Annotated in this window: 9 protein-coding genes; 2 read left to right on the top strand and 7 right to left on the bottom strand. The window is 67.1% G+C overall.

Annotated features, from left to right (window positions below; translation table 11 throughout):
* Window positions 1–94 precede the first annotated feature (94 nt).
* Together EIK80_RS14955 and EIK80_RS14950 are read left to right on the top strand one after the other, a co-directional pair.
* Complete coding sequence (locus tag EIK80_RS14955; protein ID WP_125157789.1) at window positions 95–2,218, top strand: phosphocholine-specific phospholipase C; 2,124 nt, start codon at window positions 95–97, stop codon at window positions 2,216–2,218.
* Window positions 2,219–2,240: 22 nt separating this feature from the next.
* Window positions 2,241–2,816, top strand: a complete 576-nt coding sequence (locus tag EIK80_RS14950; RefSeq protein ID WP_125157788.1) for an HD domain-containing protein — start codon at window positions 2,241–2,243, stop codon at window positions 2,814–2,816.
* Here EIK80_RS14950 and EIK80_RS14945 read toward each other — a convergent pair.
* From EIK80_RS14945 to EIK80_RS14920, 7 genes are all read right to left on the bottom strand, one after another.
* Window positions 2,813–3,751 carry an aspartyl/asparaginyl beta-hydroxylase domain-containing protein gene (locus EIK80_RS14945; RefSeq protein ID WP_125157787.1) on the bottom strand — a complete coding sequence of 313 codons (939 nt, stop codon included), beginning with the start codon at window positions 3,749–3,751 and terminating at the stop codon, window positions 2,813–2,815. The genes EIK80_RS14950 and EIK80_RS14945 overlap by 4 nt on opposite strands.
* 3 nt (window positions 3,752–3,754) lie before the next feature.
* Entirely contained in the window at window positions 3,755–5,656 is a 1,902-nt protein-coding gene (locus tag EIK80_RS14940) for a sulfotransferase (protein ID WP_233586659.1), read from the bottom strand.
* Window positions 5,653–6,273 carry an aspartyl/asparaginyl beta-hydroxylase domain-containing protein gene (locus tag EIK80_RS26700; RefSeq protein WP_233586657.1) on the bottom strand — a complete coding sequence of 207 codons (621 nt, stop codon included), beginning with the start codon at window positions 6,271–6,273 and terminating at the stop codon, window positions 5,653–5,655. The genes EIK80_RS14940 and EIK80_RS26700 overlap by 4 nt, the downstream gene beginning before the upstream one ends.
* Entirely contained in the window at window positions 6,270–6,908 is a 639-nt protein-coding gene (locus EIK80_RS14935) for a sulfotransferase family 2 domain-containing protein (protein WP_125157785.1), read from the bottom strand. Before EIK80_RS14935 ends, EIK80_RS26700 begins: the two co-directional genes overlap by 4 nt.
* 80 nt (window positions 6,909–6,988) lie before the next feature.
* Window positions 6,989–9,790: a TonB-dependent receptor gene (locus tag EIK80_RS14930; RefSeq protein ID WP_125157784.1), complete on the bottom strand. Its 2,802-nt coding sequence runs from the start codon at window positions 9,788–9,790 to the stop codon at window positions 6,989–6,991.
* Window positions 9,791–10,314: 524 nt separating this feature from the next.
* The gene (locus tag EIK80_RS14925; RefSeq protein ID WP_125157783.1) at window positions 10,315–11,604 is read right to left on the bottom strand and encodes an MFS transporter; all 1,290 of its coding nucleotides are present in this window, start codon (window positions 11,602–11,604) and stop codon (window positions 10,315–10,317) included.
* Window positions 11,597–12,655: a LacI family DNA-binding transcriptional regulator gene (locus EIK80_RS14920; protein ID WP_125157782.1), complete on the bottom strand. Its 1,059-nt coding sequence runs from the start codon at window positions 12,653–12,655 to the stop codon at window positions 11,597–11,599. The genes EIK80_RS14925 and EIK80_RS14920 overlap by 8 nt, the downstream gene beginning before the upstream one ends.
* Window positions 12,656–12,801: the final 146 nt, after the last annotated feature.

Here is a 12,801-nt window from a genome sequence, read left to right as displayed (position 1 = left end):
GAATGGCCTGATCCGCGTCGCGCTGTCACGAAACTTTCGCCGACGCCCCAAACAATCTGGTCTATACCAAACAAGAATTTCGGGAGATGGGCCGATGACGACCGACCGCCGCTCTTTCCTGCGCGCCGCCGCCACGGCCAGCGCTGCGGCCGGCCTGTTGCCAGCCACCGTCGCCAGGGCCATGGCCATCCCCGCGCGCCATCGCACCGGCACGATCATGGATGTCGAGCACGTCGTGATCTTCATGCAGGAGAACCGGTCGTTCGACCATTATTTCGGGGTGCTGAACGGCGTGCGCGGCCTGGGCGACCCGCGTCCGCAGCGCCTGCCCGGCGGCGCATCGGTGTGGCGACAGCCGAGCAAGGAACACCCGGACGGCTTCGTCGCCCCGTTCCACGGCGACGCCTCGGCGACCAACGCCTACACCGTCGACGGCTCAGACCAGGGCCATCAGGCGGCGATCACCATCGTCAACGGCGGGCGCTACGACCAGTGGGGCCACTCGGGCGAACTGCACAAGCGGATGGTCTACTACAAGGCCTCCGACCTACCCTTCTACCACGCCTTGGCCAGCGCCTTCACGGTCTGCGACGCCTATCACTGCTCGACCCTGACCCAGACCTACCCGAACCGCCTGCACCTTTGGACAGGCTGCAACGGCGGCGGCAAGGTTGGCGGCGATCCGGAAATGAGCAACTACGGCGAGGACGAGACGCCCAGCGCCGACATGGCCGAAGACAAGGTCATGGCCAAGGGGCCGCACGACTGGACGACCTATGCAGAGCGTCTGCAGGCGGCCGGGGTCAGTTGGAAGGTCTATCAAGAGTACGACAATTTCGGCGACAACATCCTGTCGGTGTTCAAGCCCTTCCGCCCCTGCGCCAAGGACTCCGAGCTCTACGCGCGCGGCCGCTCTTGGGTGAGTGAAGACAAGTCGGGCGCCGACCGCAGCCGCTCGGACGGAGAACAATTGGTCGAGGCCTTCCGCGCCGACGTCGCCGCCGACCGGCTGCCGCAGGTCTCGTGGATCGTCACCGCCGCCGACCTCTCCGAACATCCCCAAGCCGAGCCCTCTAAGGGCGAACATGTCTGCGCCGAACTGATCAAGGCCCTGGTCGACCACCCCGAGGTGTTCGCCAAGACCGTCTTCATCGTCAATTACGACGAAGCCGGCGGCTTCTATGACCACATGCAGCCGCCGATGCCGCCTCTGACGCCCGAACAAGGCTGGAGTTCGGTGTCGGTGGCCGGCGAGGCCAAGACCTATGGTCCCGACGCCGAAGGCCCAAACAAGGGCGCCCATCCCCTGGGCCTGGGCATCCGCGTGCCGGCCATCGTCGTCTCGCCCTGGAGCCGGGGCGGCTTCGTCTGCTCGGAGGTGTTCGACCACACCTCGACGCTGAAGTTCCTGGAGAAGCGCTTCGGGGTCCGCGAGGACAATATCAGCGACTGGCGCAGGACGGTCTGCGGCGACCTGACCTCGGCCTTCGACTTCGCCACGCCGAACCAGGACTGGACGGCCCTGACCCTGCCCGCCACCGCCGACTACATGCAGCGCGTGGCCCGCTCCAAGGCCGCGGCAAGCCTGAAGATCCCCGTCACGCAAAGTCCATCGGCCCAGGACGGCCCGCAGCGCGGCGCGCGCGCCCTGCCCTACGTTCTGTCGGCCGACGCCCGCGTCTTGGACGGCGCGCTGTGGATCGACCTGGTCAACGCCGGCCGCGCGGGCGCGGTGTTCCAGGTGTTCGACAACACCGACCGCGACGGCCCCTGGCGCTTCACCCTGGCGGCGGGCCGGAAATACGCCGCCGGTCACTGGAACAAGGACGGCCGCGCGCCGGGTCCCTATGACCTGACCGTCCACGGCCCGAACGGCTTTTACCGTCGCTTCGCCGGCGACACGTCACGATCACAGCCGATCGTCACGGTCGCCGCCGACGCCCGCTCACGTCTGGTCGTCAGCCTGCAGGGCGTCGGCCTGGCGACCCTGCGCATGGCCGAGGACTATCCGCTGGCCGAGGGCGAGGCCCGCCAGACCGTCGTGTTGAAGCCCAAGGGCGTCGTCCGCTCGGTCTGGGACCTGCGCGGCAGCGACCACTGGTACGATCTGACCCTGACCTCGGCCGACGATCCCTCGTTCATCCAGCGCCTGGCCGGACACCTGGAAACCGGCCGCGCCAGCCGCACCGATCCCGGTATCGGCCGGATGCGCCTCTAAGCCTTCAGTACACGGATAGTCCATGACCACTCGTCCCGCCGCCGACGCCTTTCTGGCCGAACTGACAGACCTGTTCACCCGTCTGGGCGATCTGCACTACGGTGAAGGCGTCAGCCAACTGGAGCACGCGCTGCAGACCGCGCACCACGCCAAGCTGGAAAACGCCCCGCCCGAACTGGTCGCCGCCGCCCTGCTGCACGACGTCGGCCACCTGATGCAGAAGATCGGCGAGAACGCCGCCGACCTGGGCATCGACACCCGCCACGAACACATCGGCGCCGGCTATCTGGCCCGCGTTTTCAGTCCGGCGGTCACCGAACCGATCCGCCTGCACGTGGCGGCCAAGCGCTATCGGGTCTCGGTCGATCCGGCCTATCTGGAACGTCTTAGCCCCGCTTCGCTGCAGAGCCTGGCCCTGCAGGGCGGCCCGATGTCGGCGGCCGAGATCGACGACTTCCTGGCCGATCCGGCGGCGCACAGCGCCCTGCGATTGCGCGGCTACGACGAGGCCGGCAAGGCGCCCGACGCCGAGGTGGCGGGCCTGGCGACCTATCACGACCTCCTCCGCGACCTGATCGACCGCGCGGACGGGACCTAATCCACGACCAGGTGTTGCAGCACGCGCTTTTCCAGCACCAGCAGCGCGCTGGCGTCGTTGGTGCGCATCACCAGTCCCTCGGCCAACGGTCCGGCGGCTTCGCGCACGGCGCCGGCCAGCCGCCGAAAGTCCTCGAGCCCCCGCCCGCCGACGCCGTGGAGCGCGCACAGCTGGCGCCAGTCGAACAGGAAGCTCTCCAGCAGCTTGCCGAACCGCGCCGCGCGCGCCCTGGCGGCGGCCGTGTCGTCGGTGATCGCCAGTTCCGCGCACAGGTCGTCGATCAGCCACTGAGCCTCGGCGGCGGGCATCACGGGCGAGCGCTGGCCATCCTCGGTGAGCAGCTCCGGGCTGGCGCCGGGATCCCAGGCCAACGTCCGCCATTGCGCGCGCGGCGGCGTCGGCCCGCAGGCGAGCCGCCAGAACGCCGCCGTGCCCGTGGTGTCCGCGACCAGATGGATACGCTCGGCGCTGGCTCTGTTCTCGACATGGTGCCGGCGCCAGTTGTCGAAGATCCAGGCCTCGCCGGCGGCCATGTGCACCGCCTCGCCATCGCAATGGAAGCGCACCGCCGGCTGGGTGAAGACCGGAATGTGGACCCGCACCCGCGTGTGCCAGTGGTAGTTGATGTCGGCGTGCTCGGGCACGTCGGCGCCTGCCGCCAGGCGCATCAGTCGCGAGCGGCTCCAGACTACGCCGAAGCCCGCCAGGACCTGTTGAAGGTAGGGCATGCTCTGCAGCCAGCGTGTCGCCAGCATCTGTCCGTGCACGGCGTCGGTCTCGCCCCCGCCGGCGCTGATCAGGCGCGCCGCGCTGTTGCCCGGCAGGCGATCCGGATGCGCAACCCAGGCCTCGCCCGGCAACGCGGCGACCTCGGCCTGCAGGCGCGCCACGTCGAAGAGCACGGGAATCTGGAAGAAGGGCCGCGACAGCCGCATCGGTTAGTCCTTGTAGTCGGTCACGGCGCCGCCCAGCGCCTGTCGAAGCGGTTCCAGCCACGGGGCGTAGTTCCGCCACTGGGTCAGTCCGTCTCTCCCGAGAGGCTGACGCACCTGTTCGGAGCTTGGCGTGCGCACGCTACGGCGCGTTTCGTGGAAGGTCAGGCAGGCCGGTTCGAACGGCAATCCGGCATGGTCCACCATCCGGCGCACGCCGCCCTCGAGATCCTCGACCATGTCTTCGTACGCGACCCTCAGCACTCGCCCCGGCAGCACCGCGTTCCAGTGCCGCATGACGTCGAGATAGGTCCGGTAGTAGCGGGCGATATCGTCGACGCCATAGGTGAATTCCTGGTTCGTCGTCCCGAAAAGTTGCTTGAGGTTGCTGAAACCGCAGGCCATCGGCTCGCGCCGGACGTCGAGGATCGTCGCGCTCGGCAGGATCAGGTGGATCAGTCCGATGTGCCAGAAATTGTTCGGCATCTTGTCGACGAAGAAAGGCCGGCCCAGCCGGCGATAGGTCCGCGTCTCGGTCAGAAAGCGTTCGCCCAGCGCCCTCGCCCCTTCGGCCGTCAGATCCAGCAGCGCCTCGGGGTCCAGCGGCAAGCCGCAGTCCGCATCGCTGCCGCACAGCTCGGCGGCATAACGGCCGATCTCGGTCAGCTCCTGCGTCCCCTCAACCTGGGAATGGGAGGCCAGGATCTGCTCGATCAGGGTCGAACCCGACCGCGGCAGGCCCAGGATGAAGATGGGCGCCGGATCCTCCAGGCCCCAGCCGGCGCGTTCGGCGAAGACCTTGGCGGTGAAAACCTGTTTCAGCCGGGCCGCGTGAGCTTCCGCCACCTCCGGCCGCCAGCGACCGAGACCGCGGCGCACCGCGTTGCCGCGCGCGTAGGATCGCCACGAGGCCTCATGGTCGCCCCGGTCTTCCAGCGCCTTGCCCAGGGCGAACCCCAGATAGACGCGGTCCATGTCCTGGAGATCGTTCCGAGCCTCCAGAACGCTCATCCGCGCGACCTCGTCGTCGGAGAAGCGATAGGTCTTGAGGTTGGCGAGACTGAACCAGGCCACGCCGTTATCCGGCCGCGCCGCCAGCGAGGCCTGGTAGTCGGCGATGGCCTCGGCCTGCCGCCCTGTGACCTTCAAGGCGTTGGCTCGCCACAGGCGCAGGTCGGCGACCTCCGGTCCCGTCGGGGGCAGACCGTCCAGCAGCCGCGCATAGACGTCGATGACCGGCTCGTGGTCGCCCAGCGCGACGCAGGCCGCGCCGTACTGCTTGAGGTAGTCGCGGTTGTCGGGATCGTCTCGCAGCAGCCGCTCGGCTTCCCGCCGCGCCTGTGCCGGCTTCTGCCGCTGCAACAGCACCATCCCGTAGTCGAAGCGGGCCGCATGATAGTCCGGCGCGCGTTCGACCACCGACAGCAGCAGCGCTTCCGCCTCGGCGAGATCGCCACGCTCCAGACGAATCCGGGCGAACAGGCGCAAGGCGCCGACATTGAGATGGTCCTGGCGCAGGTAGTCGCGCAGGACCGCCTCCGCCGGTTCCAGGTCGCCATCGGCCAACAGGCTGTTGGCCATCACCACCGCTGGCGGCAGCTGCTTCAGGATCGCCAGATGCTGAGCCGCCGTCGCCGCCTGAGCGGCGTCGCCCGCCATGCGGTAGAGCTGTTCCAGCATATCCCAGCTGGCCGGCAGGCTCGGGTTGAGACGCACGGCCTCACGCAGCGCCTCGATCGCCGCCGGCCCATCGCGCAGCAGGATGTGGCAGTGCCCCCGTTCCTGGTGAAGGCGGCCGAACCCGGGATTCAGCGCCTCCAGCCGCGCCAACGTGGCCAGGGCGTCCGGGACACGCTGGCTGGCGCGCAGGCCCTGGGCCTCGCGCAGCAAGGCGTCGCGTTCCTTCACCGCGCCACGCTCGCCGCCAGGAACGGCGCCAGCCAGTCCGGATCTGGCTGGTCGGCGTCGTAATATTCGAAGATCAGGTGGATGCGGTCGGTGTCGCCGTCGTTGCGCACCCAGTGCGGACCGAGGTTGTCGACCTCCACCGCCTCGCCCACGGGGAAATGGCGCTCTTCGCCGCCGAAGAACGACACCACACCCGGATTGGTCGTCAGCGGCACGTGGATCTTGTGCGGCCATTTCGCGGCGGGGTTGGCGTCGATGTGCGGATGGATCACCCCGCCCGGCGGCATGCTGGCCAGCATCACCCGCGGAAACAGTCCGCGCGCATAGCCGTAGTCGCGCACTGCCTGGGCGAGCACCGGCTCCAGCCGATCGCGCCATGCGGCCCAGGCCGGACGATCGTGCGACCCGCGCCAGTCGCGCGGACTGTCGATGAAACGGAAGACGATGTGACGGGTCGCGCCCAGCGCCTCGAACCGGTTGGGCTTGCCGGCGTTCTCCGCCGCCCAGATATCCTCGGGGATCGCCAGCACGGCCGCCCGCAGGTCGGCGATATCAACGGGGCCGAGCTTGCGGACCGCCGCGGTCTTGCGCGGATTGGCGGCCGGCATGGCGCTCATCGCGGGCCGTCGAAAGTGTAGCCGAACAGCTCCAGATCCTGGGCGTAGCGGGCCGCGACGCCGTCGATCAGGGCCTGATCGTAGTACTGGCGATAGTCGCCGTGCTGACTGCCGTTGACGCGCTCGAGCGGCTGGGAGGGAATGCCGATGCGGGCGCAGATGGTCTCGTAGGATCCCTGCATGTCCTCGACCCGGCCGATCGCGTCGGTCAGCAGGGTCGCGCCGTCGTCGTCGACCAGTAGCGAGGCCTGCGGCTTGAACAGGATGTGCTGCTCCGGTGGCTCGGCGAAGAGAAAGTGGCGCATCACATCGCGCGGGCGCTGCTGGAAGGCATCGCCGCCGCGCAGCATGAAGGCGCAATAGGACACGAAACGGTCGAACGGGTTGCGGACGAAGGCGAACTTGAAATAGCCGCCGAAAGCGTCCTCTCCCAGATACGGCCTGACCTGCTGCAGTGACAGATGGCCATGCTGGATCTCAGCCAGGTCCTGCCAGGGGAAGCGCTTGTTGAGGAACAGCCCGACCTGTTCGACATCCTCGTCGCCAAGCTGATCGCGCAGGGCGCGTCGCACCGAATGGGTGCCCGTCTTGGGCACCGCGGCGAAAATGAAGCGATGGCGATGGGAGACAATCACGTTCGAGCCCACGCAAAAGGGGGCGCCCCTCCCCGCCGGAAAGGCGGGTCGGGGCGCGGTATTGATCGAGTTCGGTCGTCTTAGAACTTGTAGCGAAGACCGACCATGTAGGTCGAACCGCTCTGGGTCTGGTTATAGAGATACTCGTTCTGCCCCCAGAACTGGGTGTCCTTCTGGTTCGTCAGGTTGATCGCATTCAGCGTCAGCTGCAGCGCGCTGGAGACGTTGACGAAGGCCGAGGCGTCCACATAGGTGGAACCCTGGAACCCTCGCGTGCTGGCGCTCATCAGGCTGTCGCTATGGCCGGTGAACCACTTGTTGCGATGGCTCAAGGAGCCCCGCAGTCCCCAGCGCTCGGTTTCATAGTAGAGCGTGGCGTTATAGCTGGTGTTCGAAATGCCGGTGAGCGCCTCGTCGGCGTCCACATAGGTATAGTTCACCACCGCGCCCAGCTTGTCGAACGGCGCCGGCAGGAACGAGAACTGGCCTTGCGCAGCCAGTTCCACGCCAGTCAACTGCTTCGTGCCGGCGATGTTGATCGGCATCTCGAACTCTTTGACGATCGAAGTAGCCGTCGCGCCCGGGATCGTGGTGTAGGGCACGCCGGTCTGACTGAACGGCACGTTCTCGAGCGTCTGCGTACCGATGAAGTTCTTCAGGCTCTTGTGGAACACGCTGGCCGACAGCAGCCCGTCCTGGCCGAAGTAGTATTCCGCCGCCAGGTCCAGCGTGCTGTCCTTATAGGGCTTCAGGTTGGGGTTGCCGCGCGAGGCCGTGATGTCGCCGCTGTCGGACTGGAAGGCGCTGCCCTTGGCCGCCATCGAGCCCAGACCCGGACGGTTCAGATTTTGCGTGGCGGAGAAGCGCACCAGCACCTGCGGCGTCAGTTCCAGCACCGAGTTCATGGCCGGCAGTACGCCGTCATAGCTGCCCTTCACGTCCGTCGTGCCCAGATAGGCGTAAGCGTCCCCCTGAATCCAGCCGGTGCCGTGCGTGTCGGTCTGATAGCCGCGCAGGCCGATATTACCGCGGAAGCGCTTGCCGAAGAGGTCGCTGTCCCAGTCCGCCTGCACATACTCGGACACGGTCTCTTCCGAGGTCTCGTAGACGTTCTCGATGTCCTGCAGCGCGCCGCCCGTGCCGTCCTTGTTCGGACCGAAGCGGTGGTACTCGTTGAACTTGGCGAAGGTCTTGTCGTAGTCGCCGACCAGCCACGAACCGAACGCGTTGGTGAACACGGAGACCAGGCCGGTGACCGACGCGCCGCGCATCTTGGATCGGGTGCCATTGACGTTGTCGTCATAGAACAGGTCCCGGCCGCCTTGCGTGAACTTGTGGTAGGCCACGCCAGCGCGCAGGGTCCACGTGTCGTTCAGCGCATACTGGGCGTTCAGCACGCCTTCCTTCAGTTCCGACTGGTTGTTGAAGCCACGATAGTAGAAGGAATCCAACGCGTAGTTCGCCGGGTTGGTGGCGTCGAAATTCGGGTAGGAGAACGTCGCCGATTGGCCATCAGCGCCATAGTTGGCGACCATATTGCCCTTGGCGCGCATATACAGCTTGTCGTCATAGGGGGTCTTGTAGGTCGACTTCTCGTAGCCGACGTGACCATCGATCTTGAGGCGATCGGACAGGTCCCACTTGCCGGTCAGCGCGACCTGGTTGAAGCGGTTTTCGTTCAACGACCGGCGATGCTCGCTGCCGAAGGTCGTGCCCGTGACATCGGTCATGGTGACGTAGTTGCTGCTGTCCCACGCCAGGTTGTTGAGCACCGAACCCTTCTGGAACTGCGACGGCCAGACCCCCCCGGCCGGGGTGTCGAACGCGAAGGACTTCGTCCCCGACCCCAGCGGCCGCGTGGCCAGGTGATATTCGTTGCGGTGGGTCGTGAACTCGCCGTGCAACACGTCCAGCGTCAGGAGGAGATTGTCCGCCGGCTTCCACTGCACGGCGCCCGTCAGACCCAGGCGCTCGGCCTTCGAGTTCCAGGAGGAGATGCGGTTGCCGTCCGCGATATACAGGTCGCCGGACAGGAACTTGGCCTGCTGCGCGGCGGACAGGTGGGAGATGTCCAAGCCGTTGGCGACCAGCTTGCCCATGTCCGAGGCGCTCAGCTTGTCGTAGTTATAGGTGTTGTGACCCTGCTCGGTGGTCTCGCGCTTGCTGTAGGCGACCGACACCGCCACGCCGAACCTGTTGTCCCAGTTGTAGCTGAACAGGCCGGCGACGCGCGGCTGGGTGTCCTTGGTATATTGGTTGGTGCCGGCCTTGACCGAGATGGCGCCTTTGGCGCCGGGCGCGTAGTCGAACGGCTTGCCGGTGAACAGGCCGACCGTGCCGGCCATGCCGCCCTCGTTCTGGGCGGCCTGGAAGGTCTTCTCGACCTCGACCTTCGAGAACAGTTCCGAGGCGAAGATGTTGAAGTCGAAGGCGCGGTCGCGCGAGCGCTGGCCGCGGCTGTCCTGCGCCGAGTCGACATTGCCCAGCACTTCCATGCCGTTCAGCTGCACGCGGGCGAAGTCGGGACCCAGGCCCCGCAGCGAAATGCGGCGACCTTCGCCGGCCTCGCGGGTGATCTGCACGCCCGGCAGGCGCTGCAGCGACTCGGCCAGGTTCAGTTCCGGGAACTTCGCCATGTCTTCGGCGACGATCACGTCCTTCTGGATGACCGAGTCGCGCTTGATGGCGCGCGCGTCGCTCAGCGACTTGCGGAAGCCGGTGACCACGACCGCGTCGACCGTGTCGGCCGCGGCCGATTCATTGGCGGTCTGTTGCGCGAACACGGCCGATGAATGAGCGCCAACGGCCAGCGCCGCGACGGTCGCCAACAGAATGGTCTTCAGGTTCGGGCGCGCGGCTCGAACGGGATATAGCGTCGACATAGGTGGCTCCCCTGCCCCAACTGGTATGGACCAGAGCGCTTTAAGCAGCTTGCCACGACATCAGCGTGACAGTCGGCGTCGATGAACTAGAAAATCGGCTTGCCCTGCCAAAGCGTCAGCGAACCCCCTCGTCGCAAGCTCAGGTTGAAGCCCATAATCTCATCGATCGAACCCTTCCGAGCGAATTTCATCGCATACGGATGAACGCCGAGCCGCATCCCCAGGCGCTAGGCGATGTTGCTTCCGCCAGACATGCTCGCAGGCGCATGGCGGCCGCGCTCCAGATAGGACTCTACTTTTGGACTATACCAAAAGCGGTTCAGGGAGCCCATCCACGACCAGCGTCGTCGATCGGGGACAGACGGCCGACCGCGGCCAAGGCGGATAAGGGCCGCGCGGGGTCAACGCGCCGTTTGAGCGTTCGCCCCGCGGCCTGGCTGGAAGACGTCGTCGAATCGATCCGGATCACCAGCGCCTTGCGGCGCCGGCTGCGGGCGATGGGACGGCGGCGAATGGCGTGCGGATCAAGCCAGGTCCCGCCGGCCCAACTTCCGCATGGCGTAGAAGATCAGCAGGCTGGTCACCAGCAAGACGGCGGCCAGGGCCAGCATGGGCGCCAGGTTGCTGCCGGTGGCGTCGCGCACCATCGGCACCATGTTCTGGGCGATGAAGCCGCCCAGATTGCCGATCGCGTTGATCGCCGCGATCCCGGCCGCCGCTCTGGGGCCGCTGAGGAAGCTCGGCGGCAGGCTCCAGAACACCGGCTGGGCGGCGAAAATGGCCGGCGCGGCGATGCACAACGCGGCGAACTTGAGCACCGGCCCCGGCAGGACCACGCTGAGGACGAGACAGAGCGCCCCCAGCAGAACCGGTCCGGCGATATGCCAGGCGCTGGCCCCATGGCGCGCGGCATGGCGCGGCACCGCCCAAAGCGCCACGGCGACCATCAGCCAGGGGATGACGTTGATCAGGCCGTTTGTCGTATTGGAGACGCCGAACGACTTGACGATGGTCGGCAGCCAGTAGCTCAGACCGTAGGCCCCCAGCGGCATGCCGATGTAGAGGCCCGCCAGCAGAAGCACGCGCGGATCGAAGATCGCCTTCCAGGCGCCGCGATGGTCGTCCACCGCGCCGCCGCGCTCGGTGTCCAGCATCTTGGCCAGCCAGGCCTTCTGATCGTCCGGCAGCCAACGCGCATGGGCCGGGCCATTGGGCAGCTTCCACAGCACATAGGGCGTCAGCAGGATCGCCGGCGCGCCGGTGGCCAGGAACACCCATTGCCAGCCGGCCAGCCCCAGCAGGCCGTCCAGGTCCAGCAGCAGGCCGCCCAAGGCCGCGCCCACCGCGTTGGCGATGGCGCTGGCGATCATGAACAGCCCCACCATGCGCGCCCGGTGCGACTGCGGATACCAGAGCGTGAGGACATAGAGCACGCCGGGGAAGAACCCGGCCTCGGTGACGCCGAGCAGGAAGCGCAGGACGTAGAACATCGTGGTGTTCTGGGTGAAGCCCAGGGCCAGGGTGACCAGACCCCAGGTGAACATGATCCGCGCGAACCAGACCCGCGCGCCCACCTTGGCCAGGATCAGGTTCGACGGCGCCTCGAACAGGAAGTAGCCGATGAAGAACAGGGACGCGCCAAGACCATAGGAGGCTTCGCTGAGGCCAAGGGCCTGGACCATGTCGAGCTTGGCGTAAGAGACGTTCTGCCGGTCGATATAGGCGATCAGGTACATCAGGCAGAACAGCGGCATCAGCCGTGCGGTGACCCGCCGGACGGTCGCGACTTCCAGATTGGGAGACGGATCAGACATTCGAGGGCCTCTTGTCGGGACGTCGGGGTGGAGCGGTAGAGTCCCGCTGGATAAGCACATGGTCCAGCACGTGATCCGCATAGACCTCCGCCGAGGGCTTGGGCGAACGCAACGCGCGCAGCAGAAGGTCGAGGGCCACCGCGGCCATCTGGCGGACAGGCTGGTGAATGGTGGTCAGCGGCGGCCACAGCGTGGTGGCCACGGTCGTGTCGTCAAACCCGACGATGGTCAGGTCGCCCGGCACGTCCAGGTGTCTGCGATGAGCGACCGAGACGGCGGCGGCGGCCATGTCGTCGTTGCTGGCGAAGATCGCGGTTGGCAGGCGCTCGCCGTCCAGCAACACCTCGGCGGCGCGCAGACCGGAGTCGTAGGTGAACGCGCCGTGCGCCAGGACAAGCTCGGCGTCTTCGACGGCTGCGACGGCCGCCCGGGCGCCGTCCAGGCGCGCGGCGCTGGCGGTCTGGTTGGGGTTGCCAACGATGAAGCCGATCCGGCGATGACCCAGATCCAGCAGATGCCGGGTCATGGCTTGGCTGGCCTGACGGTCATCGATCCGGACATTGATCGCGTCCGCCGGAGGACGCCCCGCGGCGACCACGGCGACGGGCAGATTGGCGGCGCGGAGGATATCCAGCACCGCGGCGGACTCGCCGAGCGGGGGCGCTAGGACCACGCCGTGAACGCCGCCGTTCAACAGGGGCCGCAACTCCTGGAGCGAAGGGGCCGCGCCGTTCTCGCCGCGCACCAGGATCAGCCGCGCGCCGGCGTTGGTGGCCTCCTCGAACACGCCAACCAGGAAGTCGCTCATGAACGCGGCGCTAGGATTGGAATAGACGACGCCGATCCGCAGTTCCCCGGCCGTGACGAGATTGCGGGCCGCCAGGTTGGGTTGGAAATTGAGGTCGCGGATGGCTTCGAGCACGGCCCGCCGAGTGGCCTCGCGGACCTTGGCGCCGTCGTTGATGACGCGTGACACGGTCATCCGCGAGACGCCCGCCCGCTCGGCGACGTCGGCCATGGTGGCGTCGCGGAGGCGGTCCGGCCTGCTCAACGGGCGCCCCCTCGGCTGATCGCTCTCGTCACCAGAATCCTCAACTCGATCTCCCCGCCCAAGGCCGCCTCTGGCGGCGCCGGCCGGCTTCAGTGTGTAGCGCAAAGAAAGACGCCCGAGCCACGATCCGGCGCTTGGCCGGATTC

Source organism: Caulobacter sp. 602-1 (assembly GCF_003931565.1).
In the GTDB taxonomy this organism is placed as follows: domain Bacteria; phylum Pseudomonadota; class Alphaproteobacteria; order Caulobacterales; family Caulobacteraceae; genus Caulobacter.
The sequence above is the reverse complement of the archived record's forward strand: the minus strand, read 5'-3'. Positions and strand labels throughout refer to the sequence as shown.

Coding starts and splice junctions, on each gene's coding strand:
- EIK80_RS14955 (WP_125157789.1), top strand. CDS start 95: ATGACGACCGACCGCCGCTCTTTCCTGCGCGCCGCCGCCACGGCCAGC.
- EIK80_RS14950 (WP_125157788.1), top strand. CDS start 2,241: ATGACCACTCGTCCCGCCGCCGACGCCTTTCTGGCCGAACTGACAGAC.
- EIK80_RS14945 (WP_125157787.1), bottom strand. CDS start 3,751: ATGCGGCTGTCGCGGCCCTTCTTCCAGATTCCCGTGCTCTTCGACGTG.
- EIK80_RS26700 (WP_233586657.1), bottom strand. CDS start 6,273: ATGAGCGCCATGCCGGCCGCCAATCCGCGCAAGACCGCGGCGGTCCGC.
- EIK80_RS14930 (WP_125157784.1), bottom strand. CDS start 9,790: ATGTCGACGCTATATCCCGTTCGAGCCGCGCGCCCGAACCTGAAGACC.
- EIK80_RS14925 (WP_125157783.1), bottom strand. CDS start 11,604: ATGTCTGATCCGTCTCCCAATCTGGAAGTCGCGACCGTCCGGCGGGTC.